The sequence below is a fragment of the Streptomyces sp. NPDC031121 genome (assembly GCF_055570615.1).
This window is the reverse complement of record NZ_JBVIGV010000006.1, coordinates 177,979-192,742: the sequence shown is the minus strand read 5'-3', so window position 1 is coordinate 192,742 and position 14,764 is coordinate 177,979. Positions and strand designations below refer to the sequence as shown.

13 protein-coding genes are annotated in these 14,764 nt (G+C 74.5%); 10 read left to right on the top strand and 3 right to left on the bottom strand.

Features of this window, described 5'->3' with window-relative positions:
- Window positions 1–56: 56 nt before the first annotated feature.
- A complete protein-coding gene (locus tag ACZ462_RS13075; RefSeq protein WP_467803726.1) occupies window positions 57–1,535 on the top strand; it encodes a membrane-associated oxidoreductase in 1,479 nt (492 codons plus the stop codon).
- A gap of 20 nt (window positions 1,536–1,555) precedes the next feature.
- On the opposite strand, the gene ACZ462_RS13070 is transcribed toward ACZ462_RS13075, so the two are convergent.
- Window positions 1,556–2,185 (bottom strand): lysophospholipid acyltransferase family protein, encoded by a 630-nt coding sequence (locus ACZ462_RS13070; RefSeq protein WP_467803937.1) that lies wholly within the window; start codon window positions 2,183–2,185, stop codon window positions 1,556–1,558.
- A 302-nt stretch (window positions 2,186–2,487) separates the two neighbouring features.
- On the opposite strand from ACZ462_RS13070, the gene ACZ462_RS13065 reads away from it, so the two are divergent.
- The 3 genes from ACZ462_RS13065 to ACZ462_RS13055 all read left to right on the top strand — a co-directional run bounded on the left by ACZ462_RS13065 (window position 2,488) and on the right by ACZ462_RS13055 (window position 4,824).
- Window positions 2,488–3,645 carry a glycerophosphodiester phosphodiesterase gene (locus tag ACZ462_RS13065; RefSeq protein WP_467803727.1) on the top strand — a complete coding sequence of 386 codons (1,158 nt, stop codon included), beginning with the start codon at window positions 2,488–2,490 and terminating at the stop codon, window positions 3,643–3,645.
- Between the two features lie 112 nt (window positions 3,646–3,757).
- Entirely contained in the window at window positions 3,758–4,273 is a 516-nt protein-coding gene (locus ACZ462_RS13060) for an RNA polymerase sigma factor (protein WP_467803728.1), read from the top strand.
- A gap of 38 nt (window positions 4,274–4,311) precedes the next feature.
- Complete coding sequence (locus tag ACZ462_RS13055) at window positions 4,312–4,824, top strand: GNAT family N-acetyltransferase (RefSeq protein ID WP_467803729.1); 513 nt, start codon at window positions 4,312–4,314, stop codon at window positions 4,822–4,824.
- Here ACZ462_RS13055 and ACZ462_RS13050 read toward each other — a convergent pair.
- A complete protein-coding gene (locus ACZ462_RS13050) occupies window positions 4,814–5,272 on the bottom strand; it encodes a hypothetical protein (RefSeq protein WP_467803730.1) in 459 nt (152 codons plus the stop codon). The two genes, ACZ462_RS13055 and ACZ462_RS13050, sit on opposite strands and share 11 nt — an antisense overlap.
- The gene (locus ACZ462_RS13045) at window positions 5,265–5,633 is read right to left on the bottom strand and encodes a hypothetical protein (RefSeq protein ID WP_467803731.1); all 369 of its coding nucleotides are present in this window, start codon (window positions 5,631–5,633) and stop codon (window positions 5,265–5,267) included. Before ACZ462_RS13045 ends, ACZ462_RS13050 begins: the two co-directional genes overlap by 8 nt.
- 489 nt (window positions 5,634–6,122) lie before the next feature.
- On the opposite strand from ACZ462_RS13045, the gene ACZ462_RS13040 reads away from it, so the two are divergent.
- From ACZ462_RS13040 to cobT, 6 genes are all read left to right on the top strand, one after another.
- The gene (locus ACZ462_RS13040) at window positions 6,123–7,181 is read left to right on the top strand and encodes a methionine ABC transporter ATP-binding protein (RefSeq protein ID WP_467803732.1); all 1,059 of its coding nucleotides are present in this window, start codon (window positions 6,123–6,125) and stop codon (window positions 7,179–7,181) included.
- Window positions 7,178–7,846, top strand: coding sequence for a methionine ABC transporter permease (locus ACZ462_RS13035; RefSeq protein ID WP_467803733.1), 669 nt, complete (start codon window positions 7,178–7,180; stop codon window positions 7,844–7,846). Before ACZ462_RS13040 ends, ACZ462_RS13035 begins: the two co-directional genes overlap by 4 nt.
- 130 nt (window positions 7,847–7,976) lie before the next feature.
- The gene (locus ACZ462_RS13030; RefSeq protein WP_467803735.1) at window positions 7,977–8,840 is read left to right on the top strand and encodes a MetQ/NlpA family ABC transporter substrate-binding protein; all 864 of its coding nucleotides are present in this window, start codon (window positions 7,977–7,979) and stop codon (window positions 8,838–8,840) included.
- 221 nt (window positions 8,841–9,061) lie between these two features.
- Window positions 9,062–9,736, top strand: coding sequence for a GNAT family N-acetyltransferase (locus tag ACZ462_RS13025; RefSeq protein WP_467803736.1), 675 nt, complete (start codon window positions 9,062–9,064; stop codon window positions 9,734–9,736).
- 85 nt (window positions 9,737–9,821) lie between these two features.
- On the top strand, window positions 9,822–11,024 hold the full coding sequence (cbiE, locus tag ACZ462_RS13020) for a precorrin-6y C5,15-methyltransferase (decarboxylating) subunit CbiE (protein WP_467803737.1): 1,203 nt from the start codon (window positions 9,822–9,824) through the stop codon (window positions 11,022–11,024).
- Between the two features lie 253 nt (window positions 11,025–11,277).
- Window positions 11,278–14,646, top strand: coding sequence for a nicotinate-nucleotide--dimethylbenzimidazole phosphoribosyltransferase (gene cobT, locus ACZ462_RS13015; protein ID WP_467803739.1), 3,369 nt, complete (start codon window positions 11,278–11,280; stop codon window positions 14,644–14,646).
- Window positions 14,647–14,764 lie beyond the last annotated feature (118 nt).

Here is a 14,764-nt window from a genome sequence, read left to right as displayed (position 1 = left end):
GGCGCGCCGCAGAACGAGGTTGACAGTCCGTCCGCCTGCGGGACACCATCCCGCCGGTGGAGATCATCGAGCTGACCCCCGCGGAGCGCCGCGTCTGGGACGCCTTCCCCCGCGGCGAAGGCGTCGACTTCCGGGAGCACCCCGACGAGGACCCGGCCGCCGGGTCCTCCTGGGGGCCCGAGCGCACCCTGCGCGCCGAGGCGCTGGCCGCGCTCCTCCTCGCCGGCCCCACCGCGGACGGGCAGGTCGCCGGACTGAACGTCCGCGGCGCCCGCATCACCGGCAAGCTCGTCCTCAAGTACGCCGACATCGACCACGCGATCCGGCTGCGCGCCTGCCTCTTCGAGCGCAAGCCCGTCCTGTACGGCGCCCGGCTGCGGGCGCTGTCGCTCACCGACTCGGTGCTGCCCGGCCTGACGGCCTCCACGCTCACCGTCGACCTCGCCCTCCGCCTCGCCTGCTGCCGGATCACCGGGCCCGTCCGGCTCGCCGGGGCCCGGATAGGCGGCGGCTTCTTCCTCCACAAGGCCGTCGTCGGCGACCCGGACACCGCCGGCCGGGAGGGGGAGGAGCCGCCGCTGCAGTTCAACCACGCCCACATCGGCACCGACGTCATCGCGGCGGGCCTGACCGTCCACGGCCAGACGCGGATCAACGGCGCCACCGTCGGCGGCCAGATCAACCTCGACGACGCCCGCCTCCTCGCCCCCGGCGGCACCGCCCTGCACGCAGAGACCCTCACCGTCGGCACCGACCTGCGCGCCATGCGCCTGCAGGCCCGCGGCCGCGTCAACCTCACCGGATCCCGGATACCGGGCCAGCTGAACCTCGCCTACGCCGCCTTCGCCAACCCGGGCGGCGTCGCCCTGCGCGCCTCCAGCTGCACGGCCGGGGAACTGTGGCTGCGGGAGTGCCCCACCCTCCAGGGCTCGGTGAACCTGCGGCGCTCCACCTTCGACCTGTTACACGTCCCGCCGACCGCCTGGCCCGACCGCATCCGCATCGACGGCCTGACCTACCGCACCCTCGCCCCGCACCTGCCCGCCGAGGAGCGGCTGCCCGCCCTCGAACGCGAGGAGTCCGGCTACCTCCCGTACGCCTACGAGCAGCTCGCCGCGGCCTACCTGACCACCGGCGACGAGGCCGCCGCCCGGACCGTGCAGCTCGCCAAGCTCCGCCGGCACCGGGGGACCCTGCCCCGGCACGCCCGGCTGTGGGGCCTCCTCCAGGACGCCACCGTCGGCTACGGGTTCCGGCCGCTGCGCGCGGCGCTCTGGCTGCTGGCCCTGCTGCTGACCGGCGCGGTCGCGTACGGGATGCGGCCCCCGCCGCCGCTGAAGCCGGACGAGGCCCCCGAGTTCAACCCGGTGTTCTACACCCTCGACCTGATGCTGCCGATCATCGGGTTCGGCCAGGAGCAGGCCTTCGCGCCGCGCGGCTGGGCGCAGTGGCTGTCGTACCTGCTGATCGTGACCGGCTGGGTCCTCGCCACGACGACCGCGGCGGGCATCAGCCGGTCACTGCGCCGGCAGTAGGGGCAGGGGCGTCGCCCCGGTCAGGCGGCCTTCGCCTTGGTGGCGTACATGTCCACGTACTCCTGGCCCGACAGCCGCATGACCTCGGCCATCACGGAGTCGGTGACGGCGCGCAGCACGTAGCGGTCGCGGTCCATGCCGTCGTAGCGGGAGAACTCCATCGGCTCGCCGAAGCGGATGGTGACCCGGCCGGGCCGCGGCATGCCCTTGCCGCCGGGCTGGAGCTTGTCGGTGCCGATCACCGCGAACGGGACGACGGGGGCGCCGGTCATCAGGGTGAGCCGGGCGATGCCGGTGCGGCCGCGGTAGAGGCGGCCGTCGGGGGAGCGGGTGCCCTCCGGGTAGATCCCGAAGATCTTGCCCTCCTCCAGGATGCGGCGGCCGGTCATCAGCGCGGCGACGCCGCCGTTGGCGCCGTCCCGGTCGACGGGGATCATGCCGGCGCCGGTGAAGAACCAGGCCATGGCGCGGCCCTTGAGGCCCTTGCCCGTCACGTACTCGTCCTTGCCGATGAAGTGGACGGTCCGGTCGCAGACCAGCGGCAGGATCATCGAGTCGATGAACGTGAGGTGGTTGCCCGCCAGGATCACCGGCCCCGAGCCGGGGATGTTCTCGACGCCCTCCACACGGGTGCGGAACATCATGCGCATGACCGGTCCGACGGTGGCCTTGATGAGCGCGGTACGGAACAACGTGAGCCCTCCGGCATCCAAAAGCGACTGTGCACGGCGCAGGGGCCGTGCAGGTGAGGACGATACTCGCGGGTCAGGTCTGATCGCACATCGGGTTCACCGGTTTGAAACGCATTGTTGACGCGTGTTTGCGCCATGTTCGGCCGGCGACCTCCTGCGGGCCATCCGCAGGCGCCTACCATCGGCTCGCCGATCCGGGCCGCCGCGGGCGCCGGCGCACCGGACCCGCCGCGGCCCCCGACCAGCAGGGAGTGCCATTCATGACGCAGGGTGGGGCAGCACGGCGCACGGTCCTCGGGGCCGTCCTCGCGGCGGGCGCCGCCGGTACGGCCGGACTCTCCGCGGGCTCCGCGGCGGCCGCGGAGCCCGGGCAGGAGCAGCGCGGCGGCTACCGCGGGCTGCCCGTGCCGCTGGTGATCGGACACCGGGGCGCCTCCGGGCACCGGCCCGAGCACACGCTCGGCTCGTACGAGCTCGCCCTCGACCTCGGCGCCGACGTCGTCGAGCAGGACCTGGTGCCCACCCGCGACGGGCACCTGGTGTGCCGGCACGAGAACGAGATAGGCGGCACCACCGACGTCGCCGACCACCCGGAGTTCGCCTCCCGCCGCACCACCAAGACCGTCGACGGGACCGCCGTGACCGGCTGGTTCACCGAGGACTTCACCCTCGCCGAGCTGAAGACCCTGCGCGCCAAGGAGCGCATCCCCGCCGTGCGGCAGCGCAACACCCTCTACGACGGGCGCTGGGACGTCCCCACCTTCGAGGAGGTGCTGCGCTGGGCGGACAGGGAGGGCAGGCGGCGCGGGCGCCGGATCTGGCTGCACGTCGAGACCAAGCACCCCAGCCACTTCCGCTCGCTCGGCCTCGGCCTGGAGGAGCCCCTCGCCCGGCTGCTGCGCCGCCACGGCCGCGACGGGCGGGACGCCCCGGTGTTCCTGCAGTCCTTCGAGCCGTCCAGCATCCAGCGGCTCGCCCGGCTGGTCGACGCACCGCGCGTCGTGCTGCTCTCCGACGCCCGCAGCCGCCCCTGGGACTTCGTCCTGGCCGGCGACCCGCGCACCGTCGCGGACCTGGTCACGCCCGAGGGCCTGAAGTGGATCGCCTCCTTCGCGCAGGGCATCGGCCCCACCCTCGACCTGGTCATCCCGCGCACGGCGGACGGCCGGCTGGGCACCCCCACCACCCTGGTCCGCGACGCCCACGCCCGGCGGCTGGTCCTGCACCCCTACACCGCCCGCAACGAGAACGCCTTCCTCCCGGCCGAGTTCCGCAGGGGCACCGACCCGGCCGCCTACGGGGACGCCTTCGGCGCGCTCCGGGCCTACTTCGCGCAGGGCATCGACGGCATCTTCACCGACCAGCCCGACACGGGGCTCCTCGCCGCCGAGGACTTCCGGCCCGGCCGCCGCCCCTGAGGGCCCCCGGCCGCCGCCCGGCCGTACGTCAACCAGGAAGCGGAGCAGCGCCTTCGGGTGGGTCGTGCCGGGAGGGGAAACCGCCGGGCACCGCCCGCGCGTCCCGCCCGGCATGGACCTGCTGAAGGACTCCGAGGTACTCGACCGACTGGGCCCGCTGCTCTCCGCCGAGGCGGCCGCGGAGGCCGCCGGCGCCGGCATGGATGCCGCCGACCTGGAACAGGCCGTGTGGGTCAGGCTCCTGGAGGCCGGCCCCGCCCCCGCCGAGCCCGCCCGCTGGCTGCGCCGGGCCGTACGGGCCGAGGCCCGCCGCGCCCGGCGCCGGGTTCGCCGGGAGATCCCGTACGGCAGCCGCCCGGGGAACGCGGGCGCCGCGCCCGAGGAGGCCGCGCTGCACGGGGAGGCGCACCGGGCACTCCGTTCGGCGGTCGCCCGATTGCCCGGGCGCTGCCCCGAGCTGATGCGGGCACTTCTGTCGCCCAGAGACCTGACTTACCGTGAAATCGCAGGAGAGTTGGGTATCTCACAAGGAAGTTTGGGGCCCGTCCGTTCCCGTTGCCTGGGATGTCTGCGCAGAATGCTCGCGTCAGAGGTTGGGGCTCCTGGCCTTCGGGGAAGGGAGCGGTAGAACCAACGGGCCACCAGGTGAGCAGGAGGCGTGCGCAGATGGGCATGAGCGTGACCATTTCGGCGGCGGTTGCCGAGGACACGGAGCAGATCCTCAAGCTCCAGTACCTGGCGTTCCAGCGCGAGGCCGAGCTGTACGGCAACTACCGCATCCAGCCGCTCACCCAGACCCTGGACTCCCTGAAGGCGGAGCTCGCGTCCGACACCGTGCTCGTCGCGAGGCTCGGCGAGGAAGTGGTGGGCACCGTGCGCGGCCGCATCGACGAGGACGGCGCCGGCAGCATCGCCAAGCTGTGCGTGCACCCCCGCCTCCAGGGCCACGGCCTCGGCGCCCGCCTGCTGCGCGCCGTCGAGGAGGCGCTCGGCGGCCGGGAGTCCGCCCCGACCCGCTTCCGCCTGCACACCGGCCACAAGAGCGAGTCGAACCTGCGGCTGTACCGCAACGCGGGCTACGTGCAGGTCGGCGGGCGCACCGCGTCCGACGGCGTGCGCCTGGTGGTCCTGGAGAAGGAGAGGGCGGCGGGCACCGCCGACTTCGCGGTCAGCGCCTGACGCGCAGCCAGAGGATCCCGGTGATCGGCAGGATCACCGGGATGAACAGGTAGCCCATTCCGAACTGCGACCACACGGTGGCGTCCGGGAAGGCCTCCGGGCGCAGCAGCGTCCAGGTGCCGACGACGAGGACGCCCGCCAGCTCGGCGGCGCAGCACAGCCGCGCCGCCCTGCGGGCCCGCTCGCCGCCGCGCACCAGCGAGTACGTGATGAAGCAGTACACGAGCGCGGCCGCGCCGGTCAGCGTGTACGGCAGCGGCGCCCGGTCGAATTCGGTCGAGATCTGGTAGACGGAGCGCGAGACCGCGCCGACCGTGATCACGCCGTACAGCCAGACGAGCAGCAGCCCGGGGCCGGAGACGAGCCGCCGCCCGCCGGGGGCCGCGGGGGCGTCCGGGGCGGCGTCGGCGCCTCCTGCCGCTGCCGGGGTGCGGTCCGTGTCAGGCACCGGGGGTCCCCCAGATGTCGTAGAGCCGTACTTCGAGGACGGCGAGGACCACCGCGCCGGCGGCCACGGTCACCGAACCCCACTTGGTGCGCTCGCTCAGCGAGAGCAGCCCGGCGGCCGGGACCGCGGCGAACGCGCCGAACAGGTACGCCAGGAAGAGCACCGAGCCCTCGTCGGGCCGCTCGCCGCGGGCCAGCACCACGATGCCGACCACCAGCTGGGCCAGGGCCAGCAGGGTCACCACACCCATGCCGATGAAGTGCCAGTCCTTGGTCGGCTGGTTCCGCAGGGCGGCGAAACCGCACCAGGCGGCGAGGGCGAGGGCGGCCGCGCCGATGGCGACCGTCAGGGCGTCGAGCATGCAGCGAGCGTATTACGGGCCGGGGGAGCGGCTGCGCCCGCCCCTGCGCCCGCCGCCGGCGCGCCCGCCGGACGCGGGGAGGGGAGGGTCCGGAGACGACCGGTCGCGTCCGGTGAGCGAGTCATGATCGTCCGCTATTCGGACATAATTGATCGGTCAAGGGATATGTCTGGTTTACTGGGGCCCATGACCACGACGAGCAGCCGCACCCTTGCGACCGAGGCGACGATGACGCCCGGTGCTCGTTGTATGTGTCGAATGTGCGCCTTCTGAGGGCCCCTCTCCACCCGTCCCGCGCCCCGAAGCGGGACCGGCCGAGCCCGTCCGCGCCGCCCCTGCCCCGCAGAACGGCCCGGACCGCTCCTGCCCCGCGCCTACGTGGGAACCGCCTGAGAGTTCCGGTTCGACCCGTATCGCGCCCCAGATGTATGCCCCGTGCCCGGCACCCAGCCACCGCTGCGCCGCGCACTCGACAGCGACGGAAATCCTGTGATCACCACATCGGGCCTCACGAAGGTCTACCAGTCCCGCGGCCGCGAGGTCACCGCCCTGGACGGCGTCGACCTCCGCGTCCGCGAAGGCGAGGTCTTCGGCGTCATCGGCCAGAGCGGCGCCGGCAAGTCCTCCCTCATCCGCTGCGTCAACCTGCTGGAGCGCCCCACCTCCGGCACCGTGACCGTCGACGGCGTCGACCTCACCGCCCTCGCCGGCCGCGGCCGCCGCGCCGGCAGGGAGCTCCGCGAGGCCCGCAGCCGCATCGGCATGGTCTTCCAGCACTTCAACCTGCTGTCCTCCCGCACCGTCCAGGCCAACGTCGAACTCCCCCTGGAGATCCTCGGCACCCCCTCCCGCGAGCGCTCCCGCAAGGCCCTCGAACTCCTCGACCTCGTCGGCCTCGCCGACAAGGCCAAGGCCTACCCGGGCCAGCTCTCCGGCGGCCAGAAGCAGCGCGTCGGCATCGCCCGCGCCCTCGCCGGCGACCCCAAGGTGCTCCTCTCCGACGAGGCCACCAGCGCCCTGGACCCCGAGACCACCCGCTCCATCCTCCAGCTGCTGCGCGACCTCAACCAGCGCCTCGGCCTGACCGTCCTGCTCATCACGCACGAGATGGACGTCGTCAAGACCGTCTGCGACTCCGCCGCCCTGATGAAGCGCGGCCGGATCACCGAGTCCGGCACCGTCGCCGAGCTCCTCGCCACCCCCGGCTCCGAGCTCGCCGAGGAGCTGTTCCCGCTCACCGGCACCGCCGGCGGCCCCGACCGCACGGTCGTCGACGTCACCTTCCACGGCGACGCCGCCACCCAGCCGGTCATCTCCCAGCTGTCGCGGACCTACAACATCGACATCTCGATCCTCGGCGCCGCCATGGACACCGTCGGCGGACGCCAGGTCGGCCGCATGCGCATCGAACTCCCCGGCCGCTACGAGGACAACGTCGTGCCCGTCGGCTTCCTGCGCGAACAGGGCCTCCAGGTCGAGCCCGTCGACACCGCCGGCCCCGGCCTCGACACCGAGATCGCCGAACTCGTCAAGGAAGGTGCCAAGTGACCTGGTCCGAGATGCAGCCCCTGCTCACCCAGGGCACGTACGACACCCTCTACATGGTGCTGTGGTCCACCCTCGTCACCGTGCTGGGCGGCCTGCCCGCCGGCATCCTCCTCGTCCTCACCGACAAGGGCGGCCTCCTGCAGAACCGGCCGCTCAACAAGGTCCTCGGCGTGGTCGTGAACATCGGCCGCTCGCTGCCGTTCATCATCCTGCTGATCGCCCTGATCCCGGTCACCACCGCCGTCGTCGGCACTTTCATCGGCCCCACCGCCATGATCGTCCCGCTGGCCGTCGGCGCCATCCCCTTCTTCGCCCGCCTCGTCGAGACCGCCGTCCGCGAGGTGGACCACGGCCTCGTCGAAGCCGTCGAGTCCATGGGCGGGGGAGTCCCGACCATCGTCGGCAAGGTGCTCCTGCCCCAGGCCCTGCCCTCGCTCGTCGCCGCCGTCACCACCACCCTGATCACCCTCGTCGGCTACTCCGCCATGGCGGGCGCCGTCGGCGGCGAAGGCCTCGGCTCCAAGGCCGTCACCTACGGCTTCCAGCGCTTCGAGACCGGCTTCATGCTCGCCACCGTCGCCGTCCTCATCGCCCTCGTCACCGTGATCCAGCTCATCGGCGACGGCGCCGTACGCCTCCTCGCCCGCCGCGGCCGCACCGCCTGACCCGGCCCCGCCCGCCCGGCGGCCCCCCAGCCACCATCCGCAAGAGAGCCCGCACTCGTCGTGCTTGGGCCACCACCCGCAAGAACCGCGCGCAACCCGCGCACTTGCACCGCAATGAAAGGCACTCTTCGTGCGCAAGAACACCAAGTCCACCGTCCTCGCCGCCGCGACCGCAGCCCTCGCCCTCGGCCTCACCGCCTGCGGCAGCGCCTCCGACCCCTCCGCCCCGGCGGCGTCCGGCGCCGCGGCGGACGAGAGCAAGCCGCTCGTCGTCGCCGCCTCCCCGAGCCCGCACGCCGACATCCTGAACTTCGTCAAGGACAAGCTGGCCGCCAAGGAGGGCCTCAAGCTGGAGGTCAAGGAGTTCACCGACTACGTCCTGCCCAACACCGCCACCGAGCAGGGCCAGGTCGGAGCCAACTACTTCCAGCACAAGCCGTACCTCGACGACTTCAACAAGAAGAACGGCACGCACATCGTGCCCGTCGCCAACGTGCACCTGGAGCCCCTCGGCCTCTACTCCAAGAAGGTCAAGGCCGTCACCGACCTCAAGCCCGGCCACACCGTCGCCGTGCCCAACGACACCACCAACGAGGGCCGCGCCCTCCAGCTGCTCGCCGCGAACAACCTGATCACCCTCAAGGAAGGCGTCGGCACCAGCGCCAAGCTGTCCGACATCACCGACAAGAAGGGCCTGGAGTTCAAGGAGCTGGAGGCCGCCACCGTCCCGCGCGCCCTGGGCGACGTGGACGCCGCCGTCATCAACGGCAACTACGCCCTGGAGGCGAAGCTCTCCCCCGCCAAGGACGCCCTCGTCCTGGAGAAGTCCGAGGGCAACCCGTACGCCAACTTCCTCGCGGTCAAGGCCGGCAACGAGAAGGACCCGCGCGTCGAGAAGCTCGCCAAGCTCCTCAACTCCGACGAGGTCCGCACGTTCATCGAGGAGAAGTACCAGGGCTCCGTCACCCCGGCCTTCGGCACCCCCGCCTCCTGACCCCGCGCCCGCGCCCCGCACCGGGCGCGGCCGCCCCGGCACACGGCCCCGCACACCCCACCGGGCGTGCGGGGCCGCGGCCTGCCCGCTCCCGGGCAGGGGCGGCCATGCACACAGGCCGTTCGATGCTGCATGCTGTGGCTGGACGGCCCGCACGACGGCGCCCCCGCCCACCCGGTCCCGCACCACGGTCGCCCCACCTCTCAGGCATGGAGCTGCGCATGACTACCACCTTCCCGGACGTCACCATCAGCACGGACCGGCTGGTGCTGCGCCCCTTCGACGTGGAGGACGTCACCGCGCTCGCCGAGATGATGAACGACGAGCACGTCACCGCCTGGACCCCCGCACCGCACCCCTACACCCACGCCGATGCCCACCGCTGGGCCACCCGCCACGCCCACGCCGAACGCACCGGCGGCCGCGGCATCGTCTTCGCCGTCGCCGAGTTCCTCACCCAGCGCCTCGTCGGCACCGTCCACCTGAAGAACACCGACTGGCGCACCCGCACCACCGAGGCCTCCTACATCACCGCCCCCTGGGCCCGCGGCGAGGGATACGCCGGCGAGTCCGTCCTCGCCGTCGCCCAGTGGCTCTTCCGCGACCAGGCCTTCGAACGCCTCGAAATGCGCACCGCCGCCGACAACACCGCCGCCCAGCAGGTCGCCCAGAAGATCGGCTGCATCAGCGAGGGCGTCCTGCGCAACGCCTGGATAGCCCGCATCCAGAACGCCGACGGCAGCTGGAGCCACGCCCGCACCGACCTCATCGTCTGGAGCCTCCTCCCCGAGGACCTCGAAGACGCGGACGCATACGACGCAACCGACGGCTACGGCCGCGCCCTCGCCCGCCCCGCCGAGGCCGGCGGCCTGCGCGTCGGCGCCGACTGGAACTGACACCCCGCACCGCCGGGCCGCCCCCACGGAGCGCCCGGCCCCCCGGAACACCACCCACCCCCCATCACCCAGGAGACAGACGACGATGGCCGACCGGGTCACGGTGATCGGCTGGGACGGCTCCCCCCTGACCGCGGCCGCCCGCTCCGCGCTCTCCGCCGCCACCCTCGTCGCCGGCGCAGCCCACCACCTCGCCCTCCCCGAGGTGCCGCCCGCCGCCGAACGCATCCGCCTCGGCAGCCTCGGCCTCGCCGCCCGCCGCATCGCCGGACACCGCGGCAGCGCCGTCGTGTTCGCCGACGGCGACCCCGGCTTCTTCGGCGTCGTCCGCACCCTGCGCGCCCCCGAGCACGGACTGGAGGTCGAGGTCGTCCCGGCCGTCTCCTCCGTCGCCGCCGCCTTCGCCCGCGCCGGAATGCCCTGGGACGACGCCCAGGTCGTCGTCGCCCACCCCCGCACCCTGCGCCGCGCCGTCAACGTCTGCCGCGCCCACGGCAAGGTCGCCGTCCTCACCTCGCCCGGCGCCGGACCCGCCGAACTCGCCCTGCTCCTGGGCCCCGTGCACCGCACCTTCGTCATCTGCGAGGAACTCGGCACCTCCCGCGAACAGGTCACCGTCGTCACCTCCGACAAGGCCGCCGACCACGCCTGGCGCAACCCCAACGTCGTCATCGTCATCGGCGGCCAGACCGTCTCCGCCGAGCCCGCCTGGCTCCTCGGACAGAACCCCGCCCGCACCGCCGAACGAGGCTGGGCCCGCCCCCACGACGGCACCGGCGAAGGGGAGTCGGCCACCCTGCGCGCCGCCCAGCTCGCCCGGCTCGGCCCGCGCACCGGCGACCTCGTCTGGGACATCGGCGCCGGCTCCGGCGCCTTCGCCGTGGAGGCCGCCGCCTTCGGGGCCGCCGTCATCGCCGTCGACGCCGACCCGCAGGCCTGCGAGCGCACCGCCGCCGCGGCCCGTGCCCGCGGGGTCCAGCTCCAGGTCCTCGCCGGCCGCGCCCCGCACGTCCTGGAGGACCTCCCCGAACCCGACGTCGTCCGCGTCGGCGGCGGCGGCGCCGGCGTCGTCGCCGCGGTCGCCGAACGCCGCCCCGAACGGATCGTCAGCCACGCCTCCACCCGCGACGAGGCCGAGGCGATCGGCCGCGCCCTCGCCGAGGGCGGATACGCCGTCGAATGCGCCCTCCTGCAGTCCGTCGGGCTCGACCCCCTCACCTGGAGCGAACAGGACCGTACCGTCGTGTTCCTCCTGGCAGCCCGGCGCCCGGTGAACCACCGGGCCTGAGCCCGGGGTAGGCTGGCCGATCGTCGTACTGCCCTGGTACGCCCAGGGACGGCGGCACAACAAGACGCGCGACGTGGCGCAGTCCACAGCAGACCGCGGCGGTTTCGGCCGCCGAGGCGGCGAACGGGCGCGACAATGCTTACTGGTTGTCGCAGGGTGCGTACGCGGAACAACGCGTCGCACGGCAACCCCGCTCGTTGGTCTTGTGGGCGCCGGGCGATCGAAGAGGCAACACGATGGGCGAGGGGTACGCATGACCGACACCGGCCAGGTACCGGGCGAGGGACTCCCGGACAACGCGGGCATGGTGGACCAGCAGGGCATTCCGGCTCAGGTTCCGCAGCCGGGCGCCTACGCCTTCCAGGACCTCGTGGACAACCCCGCCGAGGCCGAGGACGAGGAGCTGCTGCTGATGCCCAGCGGCCACGGCCACGGCTCGTGGAGCGACCCCCAGGTGGTCCCGCCGGCGCCCGCCTACCCCGTCGAGACCTCCTACGGCGACGCCCCGTACGCCGACTACGCAGACCCCCACGCCGCCTACGCCGAGCCCGCCCACCCCGCGCCGGCCGCCTTCCCCGGCCCCGCCGACGCCTCGTACGGCGCCGGCGTGCACGAGGCCGGGGGCCGCGACTCCGGCTCCCTGGACCTCGGCGGCCTCGCCGCCCCGCAGCACGCCGCGCCCGTCGCCCCGCCCCGCCGGCCGCTGCACATGGGCCCGCCCGTGCCCGAGGCCACCGGCCTGGTCCGCTCCCTCGCCGACCGCGGCCCCGCCGCCCCCGTGCCGCCCGCCCCGACCGCACCGCTGGGCGGCCCCGTCCCGCCGATGCCGGTGCGCCAGGCCGGGCCGCCCACCACGGGCCCCGAGTACCTGGACGTGCCGCGGCAGGACCCCGCCGCCCAGGCGGCCCCGCAGCTCGGCGAGGTCCCCCCGCAGGCCGGCGCACCCTGGGGCGCCGAGCCGGTGCCCGCGGCGCAGCCCGCCCCCGAGCAGGCGTTCCCCGCTGCGGAGCCGCAGCAGCCGCAGCCCGCCCCCGAGCAGCCGCAGCCGCACCCCGAGCAGGCGCAGCCCGTTCCGGCGCCGGAGGCGGTGGAGGCCGCCCCGGAGGCCGCCGCCGCGCCCGTGCCCGGACCAGAGGCCGCTCCCGCCCCCGAGGCTCCGGCCGCGGGGGAGACCGCTCCGGCGGCGGAGACCGCCCCCGAGGCGCAGGCCGCGGCCCCCGAGGCCGTACCCGCGTCTGAGGCCGTACCCGCGCCTGAGGCCGTACCCGCCCCCGAGGGCGTTCCGGGCGCCCCCGAGGCCCCGCAGGCGGAGGCCCTGCTGCCCGAGGCCGCGTTGCCGGAGGCCGCGCAGCCCGTGGTCCCGGCACAGCCGGAGGCCGCCGAGGCGGCTGCGGCCGAGGCGCCCGCCGCCGATGGGCCCGCCCCCGTCGAGGTGCCCGCCGCGGCCGCGCCGGAGGCCGGGGCTCCCGCCGAGCCGGTCGCCGCCCCCCAGGCCGTCCCCGCGGCCCCGGAGGCTGCCGAGGCCGCTCCGGCCGAGCAGGCCGTCCCCGCCGAGGCCGCCGTCCCGGCAGCGCCGGAGGGCGCCGCGGAGGGCGCCCCTGCCGCCGAGCAGCCGCCGGCCGAGCAGGTGCCCGGCGCGCCCCAGGCCGCCGAGCAGCCCGCCGAAGCCGTCGCCCACCCTGTCGAGGCCGTGCCGGAGCAGCCCACCGCCGAGCCCGTGGCCGCTCCCGCCCCCGCCGCCGAGCCCGTGCCGGCCGCCGCCGAGCCCGTGCCGGCCGCCGCCGAGACCGAGGCCCCGGCCGAGGCGCCCGCGGACCCGGCCGCCGCCGAAGCCGCCGCCCCGGCGACCGCCGAGGGCGCCGAGCCGCAGGAGCCCTCCGCCCCCGTCGGCGAGCCCGCACCCGGCTACGCCGACGCCGAGCGCGAGGCCGTCCTGCGCGTGATGCGCGAGCGCCGCGACATCCGCAACGGCTTCCGCACCGACCCCATCCCGCACGAGGTGCTGCTGCGCGTCCTGGAGGCCGCGCACCACGCGCCCAGCGTCGGCCACTCCCAGCCCTGGGACTTCGTCGTCATCCGCTCGGCCGAAACCCGCCGCACGATGCACGAACTCGCCCAGCGCCAGCGCGAGGCCTACGCCAAGTCGCTGCCCAAGGGCCGGGCCAAGCAGTTCAAGGAACTGAAGATCGAGGCCATCCTCGACACCCCCGTCAACATCGTCGTCACCGCCGACCCCACCCGCGGCGGCCGCCACACCCTCGGCCGGCACACCCAGCCGCAGATGGCCCCGTACTCCTCCGCACTCGCCGTCGAGAACCTGTGGCTCGCCGCGCGCGCCGAGGGCCTCGGCGTCGGCTGGGTCAGCTTCTTCGACGAGCGCGAGATGGTCCGCGAGCTCGGCCTGCCCGAGCACCTCGAAGTCGTCGCCTACCTGTGCGTCGGATACGTCGACGAGTTCCCCGAGGAGCCCGAGCTGGCGCAGGCCGGCTGGTCGCAGCGCCGGCCGCTCGCCTGGGTCGTCCACGAGGAGACGTACGGCCGCCGCGCCCTGCCCGGCGAGGCGCCGCACGACCTGCTCTCCGAGACCGTCGCCAGCATCCGCCCGCTCGACGCGAAGGCGCTCGGCGAGGCCTGGGAGCGGCAGAAGCGGATGACGAAGCCCGCCGGCGCCCTCGGCATGCTGGAGATCATCTCCGCGCAGCTCGCCGGGCTGTCCCGGGTCTGCCCGCCCCCGATCCCCGAGCCCGCCGCGGTCGCGATCTTCGCCGGGGACCACGGGGTGCACGCCCAGGGCGTCACCCCCTGGCCGCAGGAGGTCACCACGCAGATGGTGGCGAACTTCCTCGGCGGCGGCGCCGTCTGCAACGCCTTCGCCAACCAGGTCGGCGCCGAGGTCTGCGTCATCGACGTGGGCGTCGCCGGCGACCTCCCCGCCACCCCCGGCCTGCTGCCCCGCAAGGTCCGCCCCGGCACCGCCGACCTGACCGCCGGCCCCGCCATGACCCGCGAGGAGGCCGTCGCGGCCATCGAGGTAGGCATCGAGACCGCCCGCGACCTCGTCGCCGCCGGCAACAAGGCCCTGCTCACCGGCGAGATGGGCATCGCCAACACCACGGTCTCCGCGGCCCTCATCTCCGTGTTCACCGGAGCCGACCCCTCGGAGGTCACCGGCCGCGGCACCGGCATCAACGACGAGACCCACGCCCGCAAGGTCGACGTCGTCCGCCGCGCCCTGGAACTGCACCAGCCCGACCCGGCGGACCCCATCGGCGTCCTCGCGGCCATCGGCGGGCTGGAGCACGCGGCGATCGTCGGCCTCCTCCTCGGCGGCGCCTCCCTGCGGACCCCCGTCATCCTCGACGGCGTCAGCGCCGGCGCGGCCGCACTGGTGGCCCGCGCCATCGCCCCCGAGGCGCTCTCCGCGTGCATCGCCGGGCACCGCAGCGCCGAACCCGGGCATGTCGCCGCGCTCAACAAGCTCGGCCTGCGCCCGCTGGTCGACCTGGACCTGCGGCTCGGCGAGGGCACCGGAGCCCTCCTCGCGCTCCCGCTGGTGCAGAGCGCTGCCCGCGCGATGCACGAGGTCGCCACCTTCGACTCCGCGGGAGTCACCGAGAAGTAGGGCCGTCCCGCTGCGCGGGGCCAGTCCCCTTCTCTCCCCGCCCCTTCCCGAAACCGGTGCTCCGCCCCGGACCCGTACGTGCGCACCGCGTCCGTGCCCTCAAACGCCGGGCGGACCG

Excerpts from the sequence above, each read along its gene's own strand:
- ACZ462_RS13070 (WP_467803937.1), bottom strand. The coding sequence starts at position 2,185 with ATGCGCATGATGTTCCGCACCCGTGTGGAGGGCGTCGAGAACATCCCC.
- ACZ462_RS13065 (WP_467803727.1), top strand. The coding sequence starts at position 2,488 with ATGACGCAGGGTGGGGCAGCACGGCGCACGGTCCTCGGGGCCGTCCTC.
- ACZ462_RS13060 (WP_467803728.1), top strand. The coding sequence starts at position 3,758 with ATGGACCTGCTGAAGGACTCCGAGGTACTCGACCGACTGGGCCCGCTG.
- ACZ462_RS13055 (WP_467803729.1), top strand. The coding sequence starts at position 4,312 with ATGGGCATGAGCGTGACCATTTCGGCGGCGGTTGCCGAGGACACGGAG.
- ACZ462_RS13045 (WP_467803731.1), bottom strand. The coding sequence starts at position 5,633 with ATGCTCGACGCCCTGACGGTCGCCATCGGCGCGGCCGCCCTCGCCCTC.
- ACZ462_RS13025 (WP_467803736.1), top strand. The coding sequence starts at position 9,062 with ATGACTACCACCTTCCCGGACGTCACCATCAGCACGGACCGGCTGGTG.
- cbiE (WP_467803737.1), top strand. The coding sequence starts at position 9,822 with ATGGCCGACCGGGTCACGGTGATCGGCTGGGACGGCTCCCCCCTGACC.
- cobT (WP_467803739.1), top strand. The coding sequence starts at position 11,278 with ATGACCGACACCGGCCAGGTACCGGGCGAGGGACTCCCGGACAACGCG.